This is a genomic window from Petroclostridium sp. X23 (genome assembly GCF_030013905.1).
GTDB lineage: Bacteria > Bacillota > Clostridia > SK-Y3 > SK-Y3 > X23.
Genome location: NZ_CP124862.1, coordinates 4932568 through 4957433, shown reverse-complemented (window position 1 = coordinate 4957433; position 24866 = coordinate 4932568). Strand labels below are relative to the sequence as shown.

Genomic DNA, 24866 nt, shown 5'->3' with positions numbered 1-24866 from the left:
ACAGCAACTAATTTTTTGTTCCTAGCCATACTTCGGATCCAATATATCTCTTGCCGTATCTCCCAAAACATTAAAGACCGCCACTACAATGAATATTGCACCTCCGGGATAGATGAGCAGCCAAGGAGCCGTTTGGATATAGGATCTCCCTTCACTCAACATATTTCCCCATTCAGGTGTCGGCGGTTGTATCCCTAATCCTAAAAACGACAATCCCGAGATTGCCAGCATCATTCCTCCAATATCCAAAGCCAGCTGCACCAGCAATGGAGATATAATATTAGGAAGAATATAATAAGTAATAAGTTTTAGTGTTCCGGCACCTGCCATCTTGGCTGCATCTATGTATTCGCTGTTTTTCGCCCCCATTACAAGCACTCTGGTTAATCTGGCATATTTTGTCCACCATATTACAGATAACGCTAATATCGTATTGACTAAGCCGGGACCCAGCATTCCTACAATCGCAATAGCAAATATAATGTCCGGAAAAGAAAGCACAATATCTGCTATCCTCATAATGATGGCATCAACGGCTCCTCCGGCCATCCCGGCAACGATGCCCAGTATTAGGCCTAACACAAATACAAGACCTAAAAGCATAAACGTTATGCCAAGGGAGACTTTTGCACCGCATAAAATCCTCGAGCATATACATCTTCCTACTTGATCCGTCCCCAAAGGATACCGCTTGCATGGACCCTTCAAAACATTGGAAAAGTCGGTTTCCAAAGGATCATGGGGAGCAAAACCCGGTGCTATCAGAGAAAATAAAATGGTTAAAACCGCAGCGGATAATATCACAAAGAAAAAAATCTTTTTATGTTGTAGCGTCCTCACCTATTTTTATCCCCCCTTATATCCACTCTCGGATCAAGAGCCTGTGTAATGATATCTACAATAAAGTTGATACTTACATAGATTACAGCCATGAAAATGACATATGCCTGTAATAACGGATAATCTCTGTAAGTTATCGCTTCCAATGCCATAGAACCCAGGCCTGGCCAGGAAAATATATTTTCCACTATAACAGTTCCACCTAACAGTAATGCCGTGGACAAACCGAAAAGAGTGATAATGCTCATCAGCGCATTAGGCAACACATGTTTAAAGATAACTGCACTTTCTCTTATCCCTCTGGCTCGAGCCCCTACCACATAATCATAAGACAATTGATCCAATATTGCCGCCCTTATCTGTCTCGTATATCTTCCTATCAAAGGAATGGCCAATGTAACAGCCGGCAAAATGATGCTTTTAAAGCTATTAGGGTTTGTGATGGTAAACCAATGAATCTTCACAACAAAAGAATAAATCAATATTAATCCCAGCCAGAAAGTAGGAATGGAAATCTCTGCAAACGATAGTATTCTGATGATATAATCTAAAGGTTTGCTTTTATTGATAGCGGACAAAATTCCAAGTACAAGGGAGAATACAGCCAAGAATAATAATGCTGCAGCTGCCAGCTTGACGGTCATAGGTATCTTTTGTGCCAGCACACCGGCTACGGGACTTCTCGAAATATAAGAATACCCCAAGTCTCCTGTTAGTATATTTTTCAACCAAATTCCATACTGCATCAAGAAGGGCTTATTAAGTCCCATTTCTTCTCTCGTCTTTTCCAACATTTGTTCCGTTGGGACAATATCATGGGATTTAAGCATTAACTCCGCGGGATCACCGGGACTAATGTAAGTAAGTGCAAAGGTTAAAAATGTTGCTCCCAATATAACAATGATTAATTGTATAAATCTTTTTCCAATATAATTTTTCATAATATTTATCACCACTTAATGACTCTCAAGAATGAACACTTTATTGAGCATTTTTTTTCTATACAAGAAAAGAACGGTACTTCTGCCCAGACTAAATAGTATAAATGCAAGCCACAGGCCATGATTCCCAAACTGAGGGACAATAGCATAATATATTGAAACAAACACAGCCAGTGAAAAAATCATAGAGTTCCTAATAGGAACCGTATAGGTACTTCCTGTATAAACACCTTCATATACAAGCGCAATACAGATCACAAAAGGAAATACAACCAACCACATAATATACCTGCCGGATAAAGATACTATGTGGGCTAAATCTGTAAAAGTCATGATAATACTATCTTTGCAAAGCATTATGATCATTGACAGTACCACGCTTAATATGCCGGCACAGACATAGGATATATGTATCACTTCTTTATATTGTTTCACATTGTTTTCGCCAAGATATTTTCCCGCAAAAACACTGGAAGCATTGCCTAATCCACCATACAAATACGCAATGATGTATTGCAACTGGAATAACACTGCATTAGCCGCTAAAAAGTCGGTCCCCAGTTCACTTCCCTTGGCTACAAACATATTGGTCATGGTCAAAAGACAGACTGTCCTTATCATAAGGTCAGTATTTACACCTAATATCTTTTTGAGTGCGGCTTTCTCTAAAAAGTCTCTCTTATATTTCACTATTTTCAGCAAATCCAGCTTTTTTGCTATTAGAACTGTTCCTAGAATAAAACCGTAGAACTGGGAAATAAGTGTGGCATAAGCGACACCTGCTACCCCCATCTTTATTCCCATTACGAATATAATATCCAAAACGATGTTCATAACGTTTGTGGAAACCTGCAAAAATAGTGTTTCTTTTACATATTTTCTACCCATCAACCATCCTAGATTCACATATCCTATGAGCACCAAAGGAGCACCCCAAATAAGTATTTCAAAATATGTACCGGCATGAACACCCACATCCGGCTCAGGATTATATATTTGCATAGCTGCATTTTTAATAAATACTTGTAAAATAATAAATACACTGCTTACCACTATCGCAATTAAAACAGGCCTAAAATAAGCGTAATAACTATCCTTTTCTCTCTGGCTGCCCAGTGCTTGTGCAGAAAATCCGGATGTGCTTACCCTCAAAAAACCAAAAAGCCAATACATGGTATTAAATATTACCGCTCCAATTGCGACACCTCCAATATAAGATGCCTCCTGTAATCTACCGATTACAGCGGTATCTACTGCGCCTAAAAGCGGCTGCGTTACAGTTGATATCACAAAAGGTATTGCGACAGCTAAATATTTCTTATAGTCCATAGGCCACCTCGCAAATTACATTATTAGTTTTAACAACCTATGCTGTACACCCATTCCAACGAATTTTTATAATAATTAAAAATGGGGTTGTCCCAACACCGGAATGACAAAAACAGCGAAAAACCCCTTAACTAAAAGTTAAGAGGCTTTTAAATACACAAATGAATAATGAATCTCATTTATATCACCTCTCCATCACTCGTAGAGTTTCATGGTGTAAAAAACAGGCAGGTCTTCTGGCTCAAGCATCTTCATCCTTACAGCCTTCCTGGTTTCCCAGTGGCATGTTGCAAGGACTCCTCTTTCACAGTGGCGGGACCGCGTGGGATTTACACCCACTTCCCTTTTCATCAATTCATGTTTTTCTTGCTCAAAAACATGATTGACACCTGTTTTTTTATATTAAGTTTTTATGTCCTTGTTATACTATATTATATAAAACATCTTTTGTCATGTAAAAATTTCATTTATTTTATAACTTTTTTCGGATTGCTATTGCATCTCTAGTTTTTTAACCATTTTATCTCAATACCTCTTAGCAACTGTCAAATTTCATCCAAATCCCCTGTAGGAACAGCATAAACTATCTCCAGATTGCTGCGTAAGCATGCTAAACTTCTCCTTGCTCCCGGTCGTTTTTTGCCTCTCGGTACTTCTGCAATGCTGCACCACATAATTGGATGTTATCTGAAAATCCGAAATGATTCTTGAAATATCCACAACCTCAAGCTCAGAACATAAAGTCGTCCTGAACTCATAGTCAAGCCCGCTGCTTTTTATAAGCTGGACGCTTTTCTTTATAGCCGGCAAATCCAGTTTTATTCCACATACGCTTTCGTATTTGTTTAAAGGTGCTTTGATATCCATCGCAATAAAATCTACAAGCTTATCTTTTATTAATGCACTTAATACATCAGGATTCGTTCCATTGGTATCAAGCTTTACACAGAGGCTCCTGGACTTCAATTCTTTTAAAAAAACACCGATGTCTTTTTGCAGCGTTGGTTCCCCTCCGCTTATCACTACAGCATCGATCATTCCGTTTCTTTTTGAAAACCACGTTAATACATCTTCACCCCGAATATCTTCAAGCGCATCATTGGTCTCATTGCTGTTTAGCAAACCGGGATTATGGCAATAGCAGCAATCAAGATTGCAGCCCTTTGTAAAAACAACAGCAGCTATCTTGCCGGGATAATCTACAAAAGATGTTTTAACAAATCCGCCTAATTTCATCAAACCACCTCTGGCATCTTAAACTTTTTACGCAGGTTGTATTCTTCCTTCTTGCCAACATTATAATTTTGCACCGGTCTTAAGTAGCCGGTAACCCTTGACCATACCTCCGCCGCTTCCCCGCATTCCGGGCAGTGATAATGCTCCCCGCTGATATAGCCATGGGTAGCGCAAATACTGAAGGTGGGTGTAATAGAAATATAAGGCATGCTGTATTTTTCGAACACCTTACGGATCAGCTGCTTGCATACCTCAATATCTTCGATTGCCTCACCTAGGTATAAATGCTGCACCGTACCTCCCGTATAAAGAGATTGCAGTTGATCTTGAAGCTCAAGTACTTCAAAAATATCATCGGTATAATTAACAGGAAGCTGTGTTGAATTCGTATAATAGGGAATATCTTTTCCTGCCGATATTATTCCTCCATATTTTTTATGATCCAGCATCGCCAACCGATAAGAGGTTCCCTCAGCAGGGGTCGCTTCAAGATTATATACGTTCCCTGTCTCTTTTTGGAATTGCAATAAGATCTTCCGTAAATAGTGCATTACTTCCAGTGAAAATGTCCGGCCTTCTTCCGATGCAATATTCTTCCCCATGAAATTCAGAAGTGCTTCATTCATTCCGATGATTCCAATTGTACTGAAATGGTTGTGCCAGTACTTTCCGAAACGCTGCTTCGCATTTCTCAAATAGTGTGCGGAATAGGGATAAAGCCCTTTTTCTGTTTGCTGTTCAATCATCTTTCTTTTTATCTCAAGAGATGTCTTTCCTATTTCTGCAATCTTGCGGAGATTGGACAGAAAATCCTCTTTTGTGTCTGATAGATAACCAATACGGGGAAGATTGATTGTAAAAACACCGATAGAACCCGTTAATGGGTTACTGCCAAAAAGTCCGCCCCCCCTTTTCTTCAATTCACTAATATCGAGCCTGAGACGACAGCACATGGATACCGCGTCTTCCGGTGAAAGATCGGAATTTATATAATTGGCAAAGTACGGAATCCCATATTTGCATGTGACTCGCATAAACGCATCGGCTACCGGGCTTTGCCAGTCAAAATCGCCGGTAATATTCAGCGTAGGAATGGGAAAAGTAAACACCCGGCCCTTTGCATCACCTTCCAGCATCACTTCGCAAAAAGCCAAGTTAAATACATCCATCTCCTCTTGAAAATCGCCGTATTTGTCATTGGTATACTGTCCACCCATAATGACCGGTTCATCTTTCAAAGTAGAAGGCACCCGGATATCAAAGGTAAGATTGGAAAACGGGCATTGGAACCCGACCCTTGTCGGCACATTGATATTAAATATGAATTCCTGCAGGCACTGCTTCACTTGTTTAAAGCTTAGTCCGTCATAACGTATAAACGGGGCACAATAAGTGTCAAAGCTTGACCACGCCTGTGCTCCTGCCGTTTCACCCTGTGTGGTAAAGGTTGAATTTACAATTTGCCCCAGAAAAGAACGCAAGTGCCTTGCCGGGCCGCTTTCCACTTTGCCCGGCACTCCTCCGAAACCATCCGACAATAGCTGGCGCAAATCCCAACCGGCACAATAGGGACCAAAGAAGCCTAAGTCATGGATGTGACAATCCCCCTCTTCGTGTGCCTTCCGCACTTCCTCCGGATAAACTTCATAAAGCCAATATTTTTTTGTAAATACATCTCTTACATAATTATTAAGACCATTTACACTTTTTTGCGTATTGGCGTTTTCATTTATTTGCCAATCCTTGTCTCCGAGATAATCGGAAAACATCTCAATGGTCGCACCGATTAGCGCATCCATTTCCCGGGCGCTTTTTCTTTTCTGACGGTACAATATGTATGTTTTTGCAGTACGGGCATGCCCATTTTCAATCAATATTTTTTCAACAACATCCTGTACCCTTTCGATATCGGGTGTTTTATTTCCATATTTATCTTCCAGTACTTTTACAACTTGTCTTGTCAATTCTTCGGCCGTTTGAAAGTCTTTCCCTCCACACGCTGCTGCAGCCTTAAATATAGCATGTGTAATCTTCTCCGCATTAAAGGCTTCACGTCTTCCATCTCTTTTAATAATCTCTGAAATCATGTTTACCTCCTGTTGAAAATAATAATCTTCCTGACACAGACGCTTTTATACACAATATGTAGATATATGCATTTTATACTATACGATATATTGTTTCAATCCAAAAAAATACAATTCACTCCATAAGTCGGAACGCTAAGCACTTAAAGTCCTAAACCCTTTTCCTATAATCTCCGATGTATTTGTAATGGACATAAAAGCTTTATCATCTATACTCCTAATATAGCTCCTAAGAGCAACTGCCTGTCTTCTATTAACAATAGTCGTAATGACCTCCTTTTCTTCATCGGTAAATGCTCCTCTCGCACTATAAATGGTGGCACCACGATGCAATTCTTTGACGATATAGTGTTTGATTTGCTCCGGCTTCTCACTAATAATAACAATCTCTTTGGATATATTCATCCCTTCTATTGCCAAATCAACGATAAAACCTTTCATAAATAAACCAAGCATGGAATACATCCCTATTCTTATTCCAAATACTGCTCCTGCTATCAATGTTATTAAAAAATCTGCTATTAGAAGCGTTTTCCCAATATTAACATGCATATATTTATTGAGTATTTTAGCAATAATATCTGTTCCCCCTGTTGATGCGTTTTGATTAAATACGATTGCAGATCCGATTGCGGGAAGAACAATCGCAAATATCAATTCCAAAAACGTATCTCCCGTAAGAGGCTGCGATATTGGCGGACATACTTTTTCCAACAGCCACACCATCCCTGATAACACAAAACTTGAATAAGCCGTTTTAGAACCAAAATTAAAACCTATGAATATAAAACCTGCAATCAACAATACGATATTGATGATCAGCATAAACGGACCAACCGAAATGGTTGAAAAAAAATAACTCATAATCATCGCAATGCCACTCACCCCACCTGTAGCAAAATTATTTGGTATCTTAAAGAAAAAGATGCCTAACGCAACAAAAAGTAATCCGATATTGATTAACAGAAAAGCTTTAATCTTTACAAAAAAAGGTTCCCCCATAATATTTGTCCACCCTTCCGATCGCAATTATAAAATTATAGATATGTACTTTGTGATAATTCTTTACTGTTAAAAAATAGACATCCCACATATCATGAAGTGCACCATCCAACAAACAGGATATTTTTGAACATTATATTACTCAATGAAAAATGATTTGAAAAGAAAATAGGATAAGCAATGAATAAATTTTTTTGCATGTTCTTTTCCTCCTAATATTGTTTTATAGAGGAAATAGACACAATTTGACCTCAAATCGTCCCTATCTCCATACCCAAAGATTGAGATTAGCATATAAGGCAGGTCTCCTGGCTTACCATCATCCTACTCTTCCAGCCTTCCCGCAGCAATCGCAGTGGCATGAAGGAATTTCGTCAAGTTTACAGTAGTGGGAGCTGCCCGGGATTCTCACCCGGTTCCCTATTATCCTCTATCCTTAGAGGCACCTCACAGCTAATTATCATTCTATTTGCAAAGTACATAATTGTCAATATTATTTATAATTTTAAGCAAATATTAACAACTAAACTCGATAACGGGAAATCCAACAAAAAAGAGCGTTTACACGCCCGTTAATATCAGATTTTAGTTTTATAATCAAAATCATTTACAAAAAAATTTTTATAATGATAAATTCAGGGTATTCAGATTACTAATCAGCCCCCTTGGCCTGTTATCCCTTGTTCTTCCTTCTTTATCCTGCAGCAGATAAATAATCTCATTCCTAACCTTAACCAGTTGAGGCGCTGCCAAACTTCTTTTGGCTTTGAGTATCTTTATATCGAATTCTTTAATTACTCTTGCAGGTCTGCCGGATAATATCAGTATCCTGTCTCCAAGCAAAAGTGCTTCATCAATTTCATGGGTAACAAACACAATGGATTTTTTTGTACTTTCCCACAACTCCAACAAATATCTTATCATATCGAGTCTCAGATTGTAATCCAGTGACTTAAAGGGTTCATCCATCAGCAATAAACCCGCGTCGTAGTTAAAAGCCCTTGCTATGGAGCACCTTTGTCGCATACCGCCGCTTAGCTCCGAGGGATAATACCCTTCAAAGCCTTCAAGTCCTACTTTTCTAATCAAATCCAAACATTTTTCCATGGAACATTTCTTGTTTACAATTTTTATATTCTCATAAACATTTTTCCATGGCAGCAACCGGTCTTCCTGAAAGACATAGCTTATATCAGGGCTGTTATTTATAATTTCACCTTCCGAAGGCACCAACAATCCTGAAATAATATTTAAAAGTGTGGATTTTCCGCAGCCGGAAGGGCCGATAATACATACTATTTCTTCTTCATTGATTTTCATGGAAAAATCATTTAAAACACAAACAGTATCAAAGCTTTTTTTAATCCTATCAATTTTCAAAATCATAATTTTTTCTCCGCAATGGTTTAAAATCCAAAATTAAAGCAATAATTTTTTGGGACAAAAAACAAAGCATAATAATGATAATCCCCCAGGCAAATACCTTGTTTGTTTCAAGATTCATCCTGGCATCGGTAATCTGTGCTCCCAAACCGGTACCCGAGCTTAATACCTCTCCCATCACCACCAGTTTCCACCCCAGGCCTACAACAATAATCAGCCCTGATTTAAAGTATGCTTTTAACGAAGGCATGATAATTTCAACAATCATTTCCATCGGTGAAAACTTAAATACCTTGCCCATTTCCATCAGTTTTACATCAATATTTTCAAACCCTTCCTTTATATTAACGGCCATGACGGGTGTACCGGCAATACATATAATAAATACTGTCGCCTGCCCATCCAAACCGAACCAAATCATCGCAAGGGCCATATACAAAATCGGTGGAACCGATTGAATAAAATAAATCAGCGGTTCAAACAAACTCTTTACTCTTTTACTGCCGCCCATCATAATCCTCAATTTTTCCTCCAATGCTTTCAGGTTTAAAGCTTGATAAAACATTGCAATACTTTTCTATATCCTTTGCCGCATCAAAGGATGTTTTATAAACGAACCGGATGCTCGGCACTGCATTTTCTATAAGCTTGCTGTTTGCATTTAAATATTTCTCTGCTAATGCTCCTGCTTCAGCATTGATGGATTATATTACTGCACTTTATTTAAAGAAAAATCAAAAACCAAAGTATTTTGTTTTAATATGTGAAAACAAATATTTATGTGTATTTTAATTCCCTAATTTCTTTCTCACAAAATTAGTCAAAATTTATAATAGTTCCATCAACAATTACTGATTTAACCATTGAAATATCTAATGGCAAGGAAGATATGCATTTAATTATCAGCTCTTCATTTTCCGTATATCTACTCACTGCATCAAATGTTCTTATACTGTCATCGGTCATATGAATACTAACAGTTATTTCTTCCAAACTACGGTCACTATTACCGCTGCCTATTAAAGTAACTCCCATTGGCGATACGGAAACACTGTTTACTGTCCATGTATCAAATTTAATGTTACAGTTACTTTGTCTTTTTTCTTCAGCAGGCCGTATTTTAAATGTAGTTTCCCAGTTTCCTGTTATATAGTTGCCGTTGGATACAAAATACCCCATAAGTTTTACCTCACTTAGATTTATATTAGTCACATCAAAAATATATTCAATGTATTCATTTCCGTATTCCGTATTACCTTCACTGTCCGTTCCGAAATAGATATTGCTCTCACTCATATCTATTTTATTTCCCAAAGCGTCAACAAAATATAAATACCCATGATCATCAACGCCGTCTCTGGTCCACTTGGTTTGAATATGGAGACGTCCATCAATATAGCCGATATTTGAAATATACATAAAATCAATTTTAGGCAGCTTGATATTCATCTGATCTGTTTTTAAAACATCTATGATTCCTTGTGATTGAAATTCTTCAAATAAATCTCCTCCCCCACCTGGAATATTATTCATATCAAGTGGGATCATTTGAGAACTGTCTGCATTATTTATATCTGACAGATTAATCCCTGTATCAACTGCATTAAACACTTGCTTATGGCTAAGAAATGAACGGATACCCCATCGTAGTTTTTTGCCACTTAGTTCTTTTCCTCCATTTGCTTGTATACGTAATGTTGCGGTTTTGCTTGCCTTATCATAATGAACAATTTGACTATTGAACATATGTGCTCCAGCCAGTGAATAGTCATAAATGTCTAAAGTTTCATCAATCCTATTCTCTGTTAGATCCTGCATTGTTATATAAATAACCGCCATTTCATCATCATTCATAGCCCCTATTACTTCCATTTTAATCCCATTATCTTCACTAATACTTTCAATTGGCTCAAGCATTAACGCTATATCAGGACTAATAATAGATAAAAGTTTATTGAAACCGGAAGTGGTCTGTGCCATCACAGAAATAGAGAGTATAAGGCACAAGCAAGCCCCCAATGCAATAGAGATTACTTTTTTAAAATTAAAAGGATATTTTAACGATTTGATTTTCTTTTCTACTTCTGCTGTAATATCATATTCAGGTGTTCGAATAGTATCAAGTGCATTTTTTATTATTCTTTCATTAGAATCATACTTCATTTTCCTTCCTCCAATCTTAAATAGTAGGGGTTGGTTTCTTTCAGTACTTTAGCCAACTTTGTTTTTGCCCGTTCATAACGTTTCCGTAATGTAGCAGTAGAAGTTTGATAGATAGACTCTAATTCTACATAACTTTTTTCATCAATAATTCGACTGAACACCAGGGCTCGCTCAGTTGGAGTCAGCGTCAAAAGCGCCTTTTTCAAATCATTCCCTATAAGATTTGAACTTGTATGGGTTTGTTTTTGCGATACTAAAAATAACACTTTTTTTCTTCTTAATATGTCAATACAAGTTGTATATGAAATACGGTATAACCATGCTGATAGAGATGTGCCGCTTCTAAAGCTTTTTCTTTTATTATAAGCTTTTATAAATGTTACTTGTACAGCATCTTGGGCTTCATTATAATCACAAAGAATACTATGACAATATCTCAAAAGGGGGCGGCCGTACAATTCTATCGCACAACGTAACTCATCTTCTCCTCCTGAAGCGAATTCCCGGTCTAAATCATTATTCTCCATCTCATCTCCTCCTCATATAAATCCTAATTCCCTCTTCACTTCTATAACGTAAATAATTAGCATTTTGTGACATTATAAGAAATAATTTTTATAAAAAGTTTGCCCAGTAAGCTATATCTCTACTGAGCAATCTTCATATAATTTATCTATAAATCCCTTTTACCTCAAAAATATAAAACTCTTCTTTAAGCATAATCTGTTTATATATTGCTTTTTTGATTTTTAAAGACATAATTGAAGTTGTAAAAATTCCGACAATTTACCAGTATAACTATAATAGGCTTTAAGCAGCCAATCAACATGAGGGATTGAATAAAACTGCTTTGATAAAGAGCAGCTCTCCTTTTCCAAAATAATGCGATTTAAGTCTGTTTTGAATATCCACCCTTAGTAATTATAAAATTCGATAGCAGCATGATCATTAATCCCATAAAGCCGGACAATGCACCTGCGGACATGACATTTAATATAAACTAGGCTATCCCTATAACCTGACCGGCAATATAGGCGATATTAAATAGTGTTAAAGTACTGACACCTATTCTTAAAAACTCGCTGTTGTATCTTTTTCCCACCCAATGCGCCAATGTAAGAGAATTTTGTTCCACGCCTACTTTCCTGAACCTCCTTGCAAAGAACAATAGGCCTAAAACAGTGCAAACAAATATACTGCATAATCGCCCTTGCAAGCACATTTTCCATCTTTCATTAGATATCCTCCTCTATTAGACTAACTCTAATACTAATATTATAAAACATGCTATCCTCTGCCTCTATAAAAAATGTTCACATTTTTTGTACTCTTTTATGTTCTTTACTTTTTTATCATTTTTTCTTTTGACAAGTTTCCAAAAAATAGCTTCCGCTCTCCATCCTGTATTTAATGTCTTCTTTTCATTTCACTATTTCGCTCCACCTTAATGGAGCAATTATATATATCTGACAGGCCCCGTTTCAGAGGTGTTCCATACGGATTCAACCGCTCCATGTAAAAAGAGACATTACAGCTTTATCCGCTGTACTGCCTCTTGCATTATTAGCCCTTATGAAGACAATTCGTACTCCAGTCAATGCTGATGCTTAATTGTCATTGTAATCTCCATATGTGTCTCTACATCCGTAATAGATTATAGAGAATCTGTGCCATCTGCGCCCTGCTGGCTGTCCCATTGGGATTAATGCTGTTGCTGTTGCTGTTGCCGCTGCCGCTGATGACTTCTGTACCGATAAACAGTTCTATCCCTTCTTTTGCCCAAGCTGCAGTTGCCCCGGCGTCGCTAAAGCTTGACAATGTTTTTGTGCTTGTACCCTCAGGCAGTTTGCCCATAAGCTTCAAAGCATTGTACAGCAACGTGAACATTTCCTGCCTTGTAATTTCTTTGTCGGGTGCATACAGGTTGTTTCCTGTTCCTTTAGACAAGCCCAGCCTTTTAGCTGCCGCAAGATAATTCGTATAATATGTGCTTCCCGCATCACTGAAATTATCTTGGGGATTTTCATCAAGCTTCACTCCATAGGCCTTCATCATCATCACAATAAACTGCCCCCGCGTCAGCTTATCATCCGGACCATAGTTTCCGTCTCCGGTACCGGCAGCTATACCCCTAGCAGATACAAAGCTGACTGCATCATGATACCATGCGTTTATGTCTACATCTCTAAAACTCACATTGTTATAACCAACCGCATATTGCGAAAAATGATCGGTTTTAAATGAAACCGTTCCGGTTGCGGCATCATATACGCAATTGGGGACTGGTTCCGGATTTCCGTCGGCATTGATGTAATAAATAACGATGGCATTCACGTTCTCACCGTCTTTCGGTGTGTATGGGATCGACACGGTTACCGTTCCGTTAAATTGAGATATTGTTTTTGCTCCGCTAGTTACTTTAAAATCAAACACCGGCCTGTCAGCTACCACCCGCTGTGCTTCCTCCGAAAGGTTTGATGCTTCAATCCTGGAGGCTTTTATTGCTACATTTCCGGATGCTTCACCCGATATAGCAGAAAGCGCTTTTACATCAAAAGCAATGGAAGCAACAGGCGTGGATACGATGAGAGCTTCGGTATTACTTTCCAATATCAAGTCCAATGCTTCATTTGGAATACTTGTTTCTACTGTTTTTGCATCTGCTGCTGTTTCCACCTTGATTTCAATCATTGCAGCCTTGTCTTTTCCTTCCTTTGCCGCTTCAGCCACAGCCTTGCCGACCGCGTCACTTATCTGCGTTTTGGTGACTTCTGCGGTTGCATTGCCATTGGAATCAACCTTTGCTTCAGTGGTCATCACGGAAGTTACTATGTTTCCGTTTTGATTGGTCACCGTAATTTCGGTATTTGATGTTTGAGGGGCTGCGTCACTCCCTCCGCTTTCGCTATCCGATGAACTGTCATTATCGTTGCTTTTTAATTTCCATTGTGCATATACCGTAATATCTGCCGTTAACACGGTTTCTGCCGTAAACGTTATACCGCTTCCATCTGCCTTAGTATTCCATCCGTTAAAACGATAGCCATATCTCATTGGAGCTGCCGGCAGCGCATCCAGGCTTTTGCCTGATATTGCCGTTTTTATCGTTGGACTTGCTTCCGTATCCCCGCCGTTCTTATCAAAGGTTACCGTATAATTTAAAGGTGCTTCCGTCAATACGATATTTACACCCGAAGTCGTTTCATTTTCCACAACATTTACATTCGTTGCACTTCCGCTAGTATAGCCGGTCTTGCTGGCCGTTACGATATAGCCGTTTCCGACAGGTACATTTGAAATGCTGTAGCTGCCGTCTTCTATCGTTGTTGCCTCGTATACAGCATTTGACACCGTCAGCCTCACATTCGCTCCTTCTATAGGATTGTTGCTGCTGTCTGTGACCTGTCCGGATATTGCTCCTATTGTTGAGACAGTGTTGATATATCTCACCTCTGAACGGCTCAATCCACCGTAGCTATCTGAGGCCTCAACATACCATCCGGCCCCGCCACTCTGAGCTGCATTCTCCCAAATTGCCGACACAATACTGCCGCTGGTAACATTTTCTTGTGTCGAAATCACTGTATCGGTATAAATGTTGACCTTAAAACTGTCTGTAGAGATATTCTTCTCCCGTGGAACGATGCCCAGATCTGCAAAAGGTATTTCAAACTCCTGATTAACCAGGTCCAGTGATGCATCATCTGCATCGTAGTCTTGTAATGAAGGTGAATAGGTGCGGCATATGATTTTTTTATCCTTCAAGCTAAAATGCATTAAACGAAGATAACCCAAACCACCTTCGGAAAGTCCCTGATAGTTGAATAAAATCTGATAGACCTTCCGGTCATTGATTCCATCGCCATTATCATCAAACTCATCTATTCTAGTGAATGCGTCATGATAATGTCCTGAAAACACCATGCATATATTCGGATTGACTTTGACAACTTCATCGTAAATACGCTGTGGAATCTCTCCTAGCCCACCGGTAGTCAGTATATACTCGTGGAAATTCAATATTGCCTTGCGTTCAGGATACTGCTGCACAACATCATTTATCCATTCGATTTCCTCGTCACCAATACCCCAGCCCATGTAGACCATTATAAAGTCTATACCGCCAACCGACAACAAATCGTAATGGCCGCGGTTATTCTTATAGCTGCCTCCATACCAAGGGTTTTGATTATACCGGTCTTCTCCGAAGTATTTGTAGTACTCCGTATAATCACTGTCTTTGTGACTCACATCATGATTTCCCGCTAGAACGCCATAAGGCAAGCCGGCATCGTCAAGATTTTTGTATGCTTCGTCCGCTCTTTCCCATTGATCCGTTTTATCCGCCTCATCCACAATATCCCCGGTGTGGAACAGATATTGAATATTCATGCGTTCCAAATTATCCAGTACATAATTGTGTATATTGGTTTGATGCCAATAATAGTCCTCATTATAATATTGTGTATCCGATTCCCACACAAAAGTAAAATCATAATCTTCTGCAAGTGTGTCTTCAGGATGTACTACAGGCGACCTGCCTGTATCATACCATTCCTTACCTGCGTACCCTTGCGAATGCTGCACAAGTATGGTCATTGTAGAATCTTTTACCCTGTTTTCATTGGGGACATCAGCTGTCAGGGTAAACACATCGTTATTAGATGTTATATGCCGGGCAAGTTCCTCCCATTTATTTTCCGCATAATTATAAATATACATATTGATCTTTGCTGATTCATTTGCGGCACCCGTCCATACGATATCAGCAATGAAACTCTCTCCTGCTCCCGCCGGGACTCCGACTTCATATAGATAATACGGCATCTCTTCTGCAAATGACTGGGTTATTTGTATCCCATCCGTATTGATAATGCTTTGAAGCTCTTCAATGCTCAAAAGCTGCTTATCTGTTCTGTCAGCTGATAAAGCCCAGTTGCTGCTTCCTTTATAGCTGCTCACACTGCTGTCAATGGGGCTCAGCCGATAACCCTGTTTAAATTTCACTGTCATACTATCAGCCGTGGAATCGTTTATTTTTGCGGTCAGCGTTACATCTTTATCCGTGATATGCGCCCCATCTTCAGGAAAAAGAAGTACGGGCCGGTCAGGTTGTTCTACAGGCGTACTGAATTTCACTTCAAATACAGCACGGTTTCCTACTCCATCCTCTGCCGATAGAATTAAAACATGTTCGCCGGCATCAAGAAGAATAGAAGAAGTTTCATAAGGTAAAGCAATACTCTTGCCATCCAAAGAAGCTTCTGCTTCCACTGTTCCGGTGATGGCATCATTTGCAGAAGCAGTAATAGTGAAAACTCCCTTATACTCTTTTTCTTCTATATTGGTAGAAATCACCGGCGCGGTATTGTCTACGGTCACAATGCTTTGGACACTGTTGGTTCCGTCATCAGCCGATATGACATGCTGGCCGTCAGAAACATCTGTCGTATCCCATCTGTAGCGGACTGTTTTAAAAGCATTTTCAGGCAGCGTAAACTTGCAGTCGATATAATCATTCTTGCCTGAACTATCGCCCATCTGAATAATGGCATCAGCATCCTCATAACCTTCCGGTCGAAGTTCTTGTCCATCAGGGAGAATTAGCCGAAGATTACGTATGGTAAAATCATCATTGTTTTCATCCAAGTCGATTGCCGGCTTTGCTTTGGTTCCGGCATAAACACTCAAGGTTAATTCCTGTCCCTTTACAAAATAATTCACATCTACATTCGTGCTGATGGTCTCCCATCCGGAATAAATACCATCATCAAAAATGCAGAGCACATCCTCTCCTATCAGCACACCATTCTTAAAGAACATATCCACACCGGAAGCTTCAAAAGCAAAAACTGCACTATTTTCTATCGAAGGCTCGGACTGTCCGGTAACATCCAGACTATCTACCGTTAAACCGGCATTTATCGGATAGTCATCTCCGCTCACCGCCACAGAAACTTGTCCGGATACGATATCTCCATCTTTCAGATTTAATCGTAACGGATCGGTGCTGACCCCTTGCACTTCCGCTCTCTGTGTGGAAGAAATTTGTGTATTAATTCCATCGCAAGCAGTGAAATAATAGTCATAATATTTTTTACCCGTGATGTCTGCGGCATTCACTATCTTATGGTAACTCCCGTTCTCCGATACCGTAACATTGTAGGCAGTATAGTCCTGTTGAAGATCACTCTTCAAATATAACGTAACTGTTTTGACAAGATTGTCATCAGTAATCTCGGCGCCAATATCAAAATCTTTATTCTGATCAATATGCTGCGCTGTTTTTAACGTGATCACAGGTGCCGATGAATCGGGCAGAATATAAACAGGCTGATCCGGTTTTTGTTCAACCGAGATCCTTCCAGGTGTTGCGTCCGCCAGGCCAGAAAGCTGTTGAACCGACGGCTGGTCCAGCACATAGATATACTGAATACCCTGGTTAGCCTGAGTATTATCTGCACCATCCATATTGTAATAGCCGGCAGATAAATATTGCTGTGTATTGGTAGATATTTTTACACCTCTCGCACCGGAATTGGCCATTCCTCCGGAGGCTATCTTCACGATATCTTGATTTTCAACCAAGCCGGTTCCAAAGTATGTATTGAAATCACTTACCGTAAGTTCATCATTTTTACCGTTTATAATCCAAAACACCAGCGTTTTACCCGGTGCAATCACGACATCATCGGGTACACTCGGCCATACAGTTTCACCTCCGGAATCCGGGTAGCAGTATATGATTTTATAGTCTTTAAAATTGATGTACCGGTCGGAGTTGTTGTAAATTTCAATAAATTCATATCCATCCGCACCATTGACATTCCCAGAATCCGGTAATAGTTCCGTAACCATCAGCGGAGAAAGTTTCTGATAGGCTTCCTGCATCTGTATATTAAGGGCATCCGGAGATACAGATCCCGGTGAGGGTACCCCTGTTTCTTCCATGATTTCCATGGCATCAGCAGACATGTCCGCCGGCAGCTTAAACTGTATCGGATGATCAGGTGCAGCAGTCCGTGCGGGATAATACGCATCCATAATGATATTATCTTGTGCATCTGCAATCCTAATGCCGCGGTTTCCTGTATTGGCCATACCGTTTTGTCCGGTAATCTCTACAAGTTGATAATATGTATCTTTATTAACGGATAAATCTTTGTAAAAAGCTTTAAAATCGTCCTCGGTTTTGCTGAAGCTGTCTACCTTGCCATTGGTATAGCGCAGCCAGAATACCGCTGCCTCTCCTGCTTTAATGGTAGTCCCGCCGGTATAAGTCAACGGCACATCATTTTTATAATAGTAATAAAATTTAATGCCCGCTTCCGAAAGATTTATATCTTGTTCCGAAGCATTATATACCTCAAAATATTCATAATGGTCATCACCGGTATTATCGGGACAAATCTCCGTGATAAGAAGTTTCGGACTGTTAACGTACGGCGTTTTATGAATGCTCACCGTATACGGTCCGGCTGTAGTAGTATTTGAATGTATATCTTGTGCAATGATTTCATATGTAATGCTGTCCGAAGCTGTGTTTTCAAGAACGGAAGGCTCTATGTGGGCAGTATATACGGCATCCGTAACTGTCATCGCCTTTTGCTGATATGATGTTCCATCCACACTATATGACACTACAGCTGAAGCTACTCCGGAAACATCCTGGATATCCGCTGAAATTTCCAGTCCCTGTGGAGCATATACCGACGATACGACAGTGTGTGTAATAGATGGCCCGTCAGTATCTTCACCAGCCGCAGGGAATTGGACAACCTGTGCAGGAACTTGTGCAGGTTTAACGGCTCCCGGATTGGCAGCTGCATAATCGTCCGTCAATATCATTGCATAACCGGTGGAGGGATATGCATACTCCAATGTAATATCTTGACCATTGGAGGTGGTATAAGAGGCTTCACAAATAACCACATTATCATCCGAAGCCAGTTGAAGCTTTCTTGCACTGGTGTTGGCCATTCCTCCGACAGGATCGGACGGTGGTGCCGGTACCCTGACAACCTGGTCTTCCGTGATGGTTACGCCCTTATCTTGAGCATAATAAACAAAATCCGATACAGTGAAATTTTCATTTGCATTATTTCTAATCCATGCCAATGCAATATCTTGGGAACCTACTATGCAATCAGTCGATATATCCCAATCATATTGCTTTGTTCCCGTATCATAAAGCAGCTTATAGTTTCTTAGATTCAAATTTTGATCCGTATTATTATAGATTTCTATATACTCATATCCATCAGCTCCACTGACATTGATTGTATTTGGAGCAATTTCGGTAATGAGCAGTTTTGGTAGAGTATTGTAATCCCCAACTTCCGCTGCAAACGTTGAATAAACCGGTAAATATCCTACCAGCAGTAAACATACTAGAACAGTACTTATAACCCTAGCAAATCTACACATTGAATACACCTTCTTTCAAAAATTATTTGATGGATTTCTTATCCGTTTCTGATAGCGACCCTTAATAAATTACAACACAAATATTAAAAAATGACTCATCAATGTCAATTTATTGTTATATTTTTGTAAAAATATCAAAAAAAATGAATATTTGTTGGATATTGAATCAGACAAACTAATAGGGCTAGGTGATATACTCAGATATATTATCTGGCCCCATTTTTAACTTATCTATCGGTATTTAGTCATTAATCAGCATATGTTTACATAATTTTGTCTATTGCTTTTCAGCACGTTTTTTGATAAATTTTAAATATCAGCTATCATACAACAATTTACGGTATTTTTGAGTTCTTGGATATTTTGTATGAAGAAAAAACGGGGGTTACATAACAATGAAAAAAACAATTATTAAAAAATTGGTATTATCATTATTGATTAGTTTTATTTCAATATCTTTAATTTCGTGCGGCACCCGAACAGTACAGACAGATACGGCACAAGAAAATCAAATAGTAAATACTCCAGTTACTACAACAAGTCAGACAGATCAAAAAAGCTCACATATACAAAATCAAGATCCGCAAGATCCAAACACAGCAGAGATTACCCCTGCTGATTCTTCAAAAGATAAAGATATTATAATTAATAATGCACACAAGAAAAGAGTGAAAGCAAAAGGCCTTTATTTAACTGCTACATCAGCAGGTGTACGGTTGCAACATTATATTGATTTAGCTAATACGACCGAAATAAACAGTTATGTTATAGATGTTAAAAACGACTATGGAAATGTATGTTACGATTCCAGTGTGCCATTGGCGAAAGAAATAGGAGCAATAGATGTAAGATATGATATTGACAAAGTTATAAAAGAACTTCACGATAATGATATTTACGCAATTGCCAGAATAGTAAGTTTTAAAGATCCTGTGTTAGCGAAAAGCAACCCGGAATTTGCTATTAAAAATAAAGATGGTGAACTATATGTCCATAATAAAATGAATTGGGTTAACCCATATAATAAGCAAGCATGGCAGTACAATATCGACCTGGCAAAAGAAGCGTTAGCAAAAGGATTTGATGAAGTACAGTTTGATTACGTGCGGTTTCCTGACGGCAGGAAAAGTGAAATGGTGTTTGGTGATACCCACGGCAAGAAAATGTACGAAACAATCAACGAATATTTGGCTTATGCACGTCAGGAAATGCCGGATGCAATATTATCGGCAGATGTGTTTGCAATTATTGCCGAGAGTCCTGGGGATACGGAAGGAATCGGACAATACTTTGAGCATATCGGTAAAAACATGGATTATATTTATTTGATGGCCTACCCCTCTCATTATGCCTTAGGCCAGATTATTAATAATGTAAAGTTCCCAAAACCTGACTTGGACCCTTATGGCGTTATCAAAAACACCCTTTTAAGAGCCAAAGAAAGATCCTCCAAGGTTGATGGCCATACACCTGTTGTTAGAACCTATTTACAGGACTTTACTGCATCATGGATCGGACAAGGCAATTACCAAAAATACGAAGACAAGCAAATTAGACAGCAGATACAAGCCGTATATGATGCGGGATACGAAGAATGGATACTGTGGGACCATATGAACAGTTACAGAGAGGGAGCCTTTGAAAAGAACTAGATATCAATGCATTGATTCTAATGTTTAAAAAAGCTATTAAAAAACGGGGATTATCCAAGCAAGTAAATTCCCTGCTTGTGTCATTGCAAAAACACCTCTGACAATGGTATACTATAAAATACAGAGAGACAGGGATTTGGCTGATATAATACGGCAAAATAGTGATGAAATTTGTATGATTAGGTTTAAAAGTGGCTTATTGCGCTTGTACTATTGATACAGATCCCTAAAATGGAGGGGTCTAAAAAATGCAAAACAAAAAAAGATTTGCTTTGCTTGGAATACTTGTTGTAGGAGTTTTGGGATATCTCTTTATACATTATTTTATTATGCCGGTAATGTCTCTAAATTTCTTTGGAACTTTGTTTTTATTATTGGCGTCAACAGGAATTATCGCGGCAATCCTTATATATTATAAAATAAAATTTGCCTGGGTAATTCCCGTACTGGTAGCCATATTAGTGGTTTTCAAAACAGTCTCATCCTTTGCTTTTTTTAATCACATAAAATATAGGAACATGATTGGAGAAGTAAAAGAAAAAGATTTTTCTGTAGAAATATCTCCGATTGATTTGTCCAAACTACCGGTTGTTGATGCAGAATTAGCCGCTAACTTAGGAGAAAAAAAACTTGGAGAACAAGTGGCACTTGGAAGCCAAGTAACACTAGATGAATTTACATTGATTAATGTAAAGGATACGCTATATTGGGTATCTCCATTGGTTCATACAGGCTTTTTTAAATGGAGCGCAAATCGTGAAGGAACACCGGGATACATTCAAATTAACGCAAGTAACCCAAGAGATATTAAGTTAGTACAAGAGATTGACGGACAAAACCTTAATATAAAGTATCAACGACAAGCATATTTTGGAGATGACTTAAAGAGGAAAGTTTATCAATCAGGGTATAAGAGTGTAGGATTAACTGATTATTCCTTTGAATTAGATGATAGCGGTAAGCCTTATTGGGTGATTACAAAGTACGACAAAACGATAGGAATTTCGGGGAATAAGGCTATAGGAGTTATTATCGTAGATGCGCAAACCGGTGAAATCTCTGATTATGACTTGGATAATGTTCCTCAATGGGTAGACCGGGTAATTCCTGTTGATTTTGCATTGAAGCAATTGAATGATTGGGGAAAATATGTAAATGGTTGGTGGAATCCAAGCAATAAGGGTGTGCTTCGGTCAACTGAAGGTTATAACTTTATTTACAATAATGGCAGAGCCTATATATATACAGGGCTCACATCATCAGGTGCTGACGAGTCTACAGTAGGATTTACGCTGATTGATACAAGGACGAAGGAAGCAACCTTCTATAAAGTGTCCGGCAGCCAAGAAACGGCTGCCATGCAATCGGCGGAGGGAAAAGTGCAGCATCTTGCATATGAAGCAACTTTTCCTATACTGATTAATGTAGATAACCACCCTACTTACTTTATGACATTAAAAGATAAAAAAGGTCTAATAAAACTTTATGCAATGGTTAATGTAAATGATTATAGCATAGTAGGAACCGGGGAGTCTGTTAGTAAAACCAAGTCAGATTATATAAAATACCTTAAAAACCGCGGAGATTGGCAAGGATTAGGGGATAGCGGAGCAGAGAAATCTATGGAAGGAACTATACAAAGGATAGGTAGTTCTATGATTGAAGACACAACCTTTTATTATATTATTTTAAATGAGCAACCAGACAAAATATTTATTGCCTCACTGAATATCTCCAATGAGTTACCTCTCACAAAAGAAGGAGACAGAGTAAAATTAGAATATTTTAATAATAGCAACTCTAGTATAGATTTGATAAAATTTGATAATATGACCTTTATGCAAACGGTTATAGGGGAAGAAGAAGAGATAATAAAGAGTAACGAAGTGCTAGAACAAGTACTGGAAGAAAAATTGGAAAGTAAACATAATAACAAATAGTTAAACAAGAACCCGATGTTTTGCCTAAAAATCAAAGCTGCTGACATACTTATATTTGTCAGCAGCTTTGACAGGTAATAAAGCTATACTCCAAATTTTGATCGTTAGATCGATGTTCTTTAAAGTAGATTCTTTTTGATAGAAAAAACATAGATTTTGGGCTTCCAGCAAGACTACTTCTCCCTTCCGGGTTTTGCAACATATTTTTATTATCTATTTACAATCGTATCGAGTTCTTATAACGCTACTGCATACTCTACTACCAAATTATCCACTTGACCGTATTGGTATTTATCCTTTATTGCTCTTCTTATATCTTCCCGGGCTTTATCATATTTCTCAAAAAGAGTACGGGCAACATCCGGGTTATGATAAACTTTCCAGTAACTGCACAGGATGCTGTTCTCACCTCTATATTTTATGAAGCCAACCACATCTTCCACAGGAATCCCCAAGAATATTCCGATTTCATGGGGACATACACGCTCAAATCTCTGTTTAAGCCGTGACAAGCATGCTTCCAGCGTCATCAACTTGCCATAACCTACCCTGTTTAAAAAATCCCTGCATTCTTTTTTATAAATGCATTCCTCTAACTGTTTTCTCTTGTAAAACAATACCCGGACACTATTGCTTTTTTTATTAAACTCTATAAATTCCAAATCCAATTCTTTGCCTACTTCGGATTTATAAGTATTCCACAAATTATAAAGATTCTTACCGTTTTTAGTAAAGGTCATCAGAGAGGAAGGTTTTTCCTCCCTGATAGTAGGCGCCGTTCCATAAGAGATCATAGAAAGCAGATATTCCCTCTCCGGCAGCCGGTTAATCAGATTTATAAAATGCAGTTTTTCATGTTTTATTACCATTAGAACCCCCTGAAATATTTCATCAGCCGTCAGCCAGTTTTGATCCCAATTCTTTGCAGCTTGCAATTCCGTTTTCATCCGGTGTATTCTGCACGGTCAGACCTTCTGCTACAAGCTTGACTCCCAGTTTTTCCATCCTATCTGTCCAGTCCCTCATCCACTGTCCGTCTCCCCAGTCAAAAGAACCGAAAAGTGCCATAGGCTTACCCTTTAAATCTTCTTTTTCCAATGCCTCTACAAAAGGTTCCATCTCTGCCTCTTCAAGAACCTCGCAACCCATGGACGGGCAACCAAGTGCTACGGCGTCGGCTTTCAGTACATCCTGTACGGAAGCATTCGCAACTTCTTTTAGCGTTACTTCCATCCCTTTTTCTTTCGCTCCTTCAGCGACAGCAACCGCCATCTGTTGTGTATTCCCTGTTCCGCTCCAGTAAATAATAGTAATATTTTTCATATCTAAATACCTCCAAATGTTTTATTTTTCCCTTTTTAAGAGGGACAGGCAGTATCCCCTACAATATTTATTCTTCCTTGTCCCTTAAATATAATGACTTCCATACAATACCTCCTAATGTTTATACTTCTGATTGCATTTACAAGTTCTAGCAACAAATTTTTAATTGATGTAGCTTGCAATATCAACGTTAACCATCATCATTAAAGTTTCTCTGCTATTTTTCACACAATAGTGCCTGTATAATAAGATATAGATCTATTATTGATTATGATAATCATTATCATTTAACTACTTTTAAAAAAGTTGCTTTCTTATTTCAGCAACCTCGCTTGCTTGACTATTTTTATGTTTACCATTAAATGATATTGATAATTAATTTCATTTACACTTTATATTTTAGCAATCTTTAACAACCTTGTCAATATGCAAACTCTTTTTTCACATAAAAAAACGTAAAAGAAAGGATTTGTGCGTGAAGGGTGGCGTGGCACTGGCAGAATTTAAAGCGTGGCTGGAAAAATGAAACAGGTATAGCTATAT

Annotated in this window: 16 protein-coding genes and 2 riboswitches; of the genes, 2 read left to right on the top strand and 14 right to left on the bottom strand. The window is 38.6% G+C overall.

The features are described 5' to 3' along the window. Positions 1 to 21: 21 nt before the first annotated feature. The 12 genes from nikC to QKW49_RS23180 form a co-directional block, all read right to left on the bottom strand. Positions 22 to 840: a nickel transporter permease gene (nikC, locus tag QKW49_RS23235; protein ID WP_282865011.1), complete on the bottom strand. Its 819-nt coding sequence runs from the start codon at positions 838 to 840 to the stop codon at positions 22 to 24. Further along, positions 837 to 1781, bottom strand: coding sequence for a nickel ABC transporter permease (gene nikB, locus QKW49_RS23230; protein ID WP_282865010.1), 945 nt, complete (start codon positions 1779 to 1781; stop codon positions 837 to 839). The genes nikC and nikB overlap by 4 nt, the downstream gene beginning before the upstream one ends. A gap of 15 nt (positions 1782 to 1796) precedes the next feature. Further along, positions 1797 to 3110: an MATE family efflux transporter gene (locus QKW49_RS23225; RefSeq protein ID WP_282865009.1), complete on the bottom strand. Its 1314-nt coding sequence runs from the start codon at positions 3108 to 3110 to the stop codon at positions 1797 to 1799. A 208-nt stretch (positions 3111 to 3318) separates the two neighbouring features. Then, positions 3319 to 3518: riboswitch (cobalamin riboswitch) on the bottom strand. Between the two features lie 144 nt (positions 3519 to 3662). Beyond that, the gene (locus QKW49_RS23220) at positions 3663 to 4346 is read right to left on the bottom strand and encodes an anaerobic ribonucleoside-triphosphate reductase activating protein (protein WP_282865008.1); all 684 of its coding nucleotides are present in this window, start codon (positions 4344 to 4346) and stop codon (positions 3663 to 3665) included. Next, on the bottom strand, positions 4346 to 6433 hold the full coding sequence (locus QKW49_RS23215; protein ID WP_282865007.1) for a ribonucleoside triphosphate reductase: 2088 nt from the start codon (positions 6431 to 6433) through the stop codon (positions 4346 to 4348). Before QKW49_RS23215 ends, QKW49_RS23220 begins: the two co-directional genes overlap by 1 nt. Positions 6434 to 6568: 135 nt before the next feature. Continuing rightward, positions 6569 to 7435, bottom strand: a complete 867-nt coding sequence (locus QKW49_RS23210) for a YitT family protein (protein ID WP_282865006.1) — start codon at positions 7433 to 7435, stop codon at positions 6569 to 6571. Positions 7436 to 7715: 280 nt separating this feature from the next. After that, a riboswitch (cobalamin riboswitch) is annotated at positions 7716 to 7900 on the bottom strand. A 156-nt stretch (positions 7901 to 8056) separates the two neighbouring features. Further along, entirely contained in the window at positions 8057 to 8821 is a 765-nt protein-coding gene (locus tag QKW49_RS23205) for an ABC transporter ATP-binding protein (RefSeq protein WP_282865005.1), read from the bottom strand. Further along, on the bottom strand, positions 8805 to 9332 hold the full coding sequence (locus QKW49_RS23200; protein ID WP_282868224.1) for an ABC transporter permease subunit: 528 nt from the start codon (positions 9330 to 9332) through the stop codon (positions 8805 to 8807). The genes QKW49_RS23205 and QKW49_RS23200 overlap by 17 nt, the downstream gene beginning before the upstream one ends. Before the next feature lie 302 nt (positions 9333 to 9634). Then, positions 9635 to 10981: a DUF4179 domain-containing protein gene (locus tag QKW49_RS23195; RefSeq protein WP_282865004.1), complete on the bottom strand. Its 1347-nt coding sequence runs from the start codon at positions 10979 to 10981 to the stop codon at positions 9635 to 9637. After that, the gene (locus QKW49_RS23190) at positions 10978 to 11508 is read right to left on the bottom strand and encodes an RNA polymerase sigma factor (RefSeq protein WP_282865003.1); all 531 of its coding nucleotides are present in this window, start codon (positions 11506 to 11508) and stop codon (positions 10978 to 10980) included. Before QKW49_RS23190 ends, QKW49_RS23195 begins: the two co-directional genes overlap by 4 nt. Before the next feature lie 473 nt (positions 11509 to 11981). Further along, the gene (locus QKW49_RS23185; RefSeq protein ID WP_282865002.1) at positions 11982 to 12116 is read right to left on the bottom strand and encodes a hypothetical protein; all 135 of its coding nucleotides are present in this window, start codon (positions 12114 to 12116) and stop codon (positions 11982 to 11984) included. Positions 12117 to 12619: 503 nt separating this feature from the next. Further along, a complete protein-coding gene (locus QKW49_RS23180) occupies positions 12620 to 19408 on the bottom strand; it encodes an S-layer homology domain-containing protein (protein ID WP_282865001.1) in 6789 nt (2262 codons plus the stop codon). 395 nt (positions 19409 to 19803) lie between these two features. Here QKW49_RS23180 and QKW49_RS23175 point away from each other — a divergent pair, with 395 nt between their 5' ends. Both QKW49_RS23175 and QKW49_RS23170 read left to right on the top strand, forming a co-directional pair. Then, complete coding sequence (locus tag QKW49_RS23175; protein WP_282865000.1) at positions 19804 to 21060, top strand: putative glycoside hydrolase; 1257 nt, start codon at positions 19804 to 19806, stop codon at positions 21058 to 21060. 248 nt (positions 21061 to 21308) lie between these two features. Beyond that, on the top strand, positions 21309 to 23000 hold the full coding sequence (locus QKW49_RS23170; protein WP_282864999.1) for a cell shape-determining protein: 1692 nt from the start codon (positions 21309 to 21311) through the stop codon (positions 22998 to 23000). Between the two features lie 236 nt (positions 23001 to 23236). Here QKW49_RS23170 and QKW49_RS23165 read toward each other — a convergent pair whose 3' ends face one another. Both QKW49_RS23165 and QKW49_RS23160 read right to left on the bottom strand, forming a co-directional pair. Continuing rightward, positions 23237 to 23947 (bottom strand): DUF3793 family protein, encoded by a 711-nt coding sequence (locus QKW49_RS23165; RefSeq protein WP_282864998.1) that lies wholly within the window; start codon positions 23945 to 23947, stop codon positions 23237 to 23239. Then, positions 23892 to 24323, bottom strand: a complete 432-nt coding sequence (locus QKW49_RS23160; RefSeq protein ID WP_282864997.1) for a flavodoxin — start codon at positions 24321 to 24323, stop codon at positions 23892 to 23894. The genes QKW49_RS23165 and QKW49_RS23160 overlap by 56 nt, the downstream gene beginning before the upstream one ends. Positions 24324 to 24866 lie beyond the last annotated feature (543 nt).

Excerpts from the sequence above, each read along its gene's own strand:
- QKW49_RS23170 (WP_282864999.1), top strand. The coding sequence starts at position 21,309 with ATGCAAAACAAAAAAAGATTTGCTTTGCTTGGAATACTTGTTGTAGGA.
- QKW49_RS23210 (WP_282865006.1), bottom strand. The coding sequence starts at position 7,435 with ATGGGGGAACCTTTTTTTGTAAAGATTAAAGCTTTTCTGTTAATCAAT.
- QKW49_RS23225 (WP_282865009.1), bottom strand. The coding sequence starts at position 3,110 with ATGGACTATAAGAAATATTTAGCTGTCGCAATACCTTTTGTGATATCA.
- QKW49_RS23200 (WP_282868224.1), bottom strand. The coding sequence starts at position 9,332 with ATGATGGGCGGCAGTAAAAGAGTAAAGAGTTTGTTTGAACCGCTGATT.
- QKW49_RS23190 (WP_282865003.1), bottom strand. The coding sequence starts at position 11,508 with ATGGAGAATAATGATTTAGACCGGGAATTCGCTTCAGGAGGAGAAGAT.
- QKW49_RS23205 (WP_282865005.1), bottom strand. The coding sequence starts at position 8,821 with ATGATTTTGAAAATTGATAGGATTAAAAAAAGCTTTGATACTGTTTGT.
- QKW49_RS23160 (WP_282864997.1), bottom strand. The coding sequence starts at position 24,323 with ATGAAAAATATTACTATTATTTACTGGAGCGGAACAGGGAATACACAA.
- QKW49_RS23215 (WP_282865007.1), bottom strand. The coding sequence starts at position 6,433 with ATGATTTCAGAGATTATTAAAAGAGATGGAAGACGTGAAGCCTTTAAT.
- QKW49_RS23220 (WP_282865008.1), bottom strand. The coding sequence starts at position 4,346 with ATGAAATTAGGCGGATTTGTTAAAACATCTTTTGTAGATTATCCCGGC.
- QKW49_RS23165 (WP_282864998.1), bottom strand. The coding sequence starts at position 23,947 with ATGAAAACGGAATTGCAAGCTGCAAAGAATTGGGATCAAAACTGGCTG.
- QKW49_RS23195 (WP_282865004.1), bottom strand. The coding sequence starts at position 10,981 with ATGAAGTATGATTCTAATGAAAGAATAATAAAAAATGCACTTGATACT.
- QKW49_RS23180 (WP_282865001.1), bottom strand. The coding sequence starts at position 19,408 with ATGTGTAGATTTGCTAGGGTTATAAGTACTGTTCTAGTATGTTTACTG.
- QKW49_RS23175 (WP_282865000.1), top strand. The coding sequence starts at position 19,804 with ATGAAAAAAACAATTATTAAAAAATTGGTATTATCATTATTGATTAGT.
- nikB (WP_282865010.1), bottom strand. The coding sequence starts at position 1,781 with ATGAAAAATTATATTGGAAAAAGATTTATACAATTAATCATTGTTATA.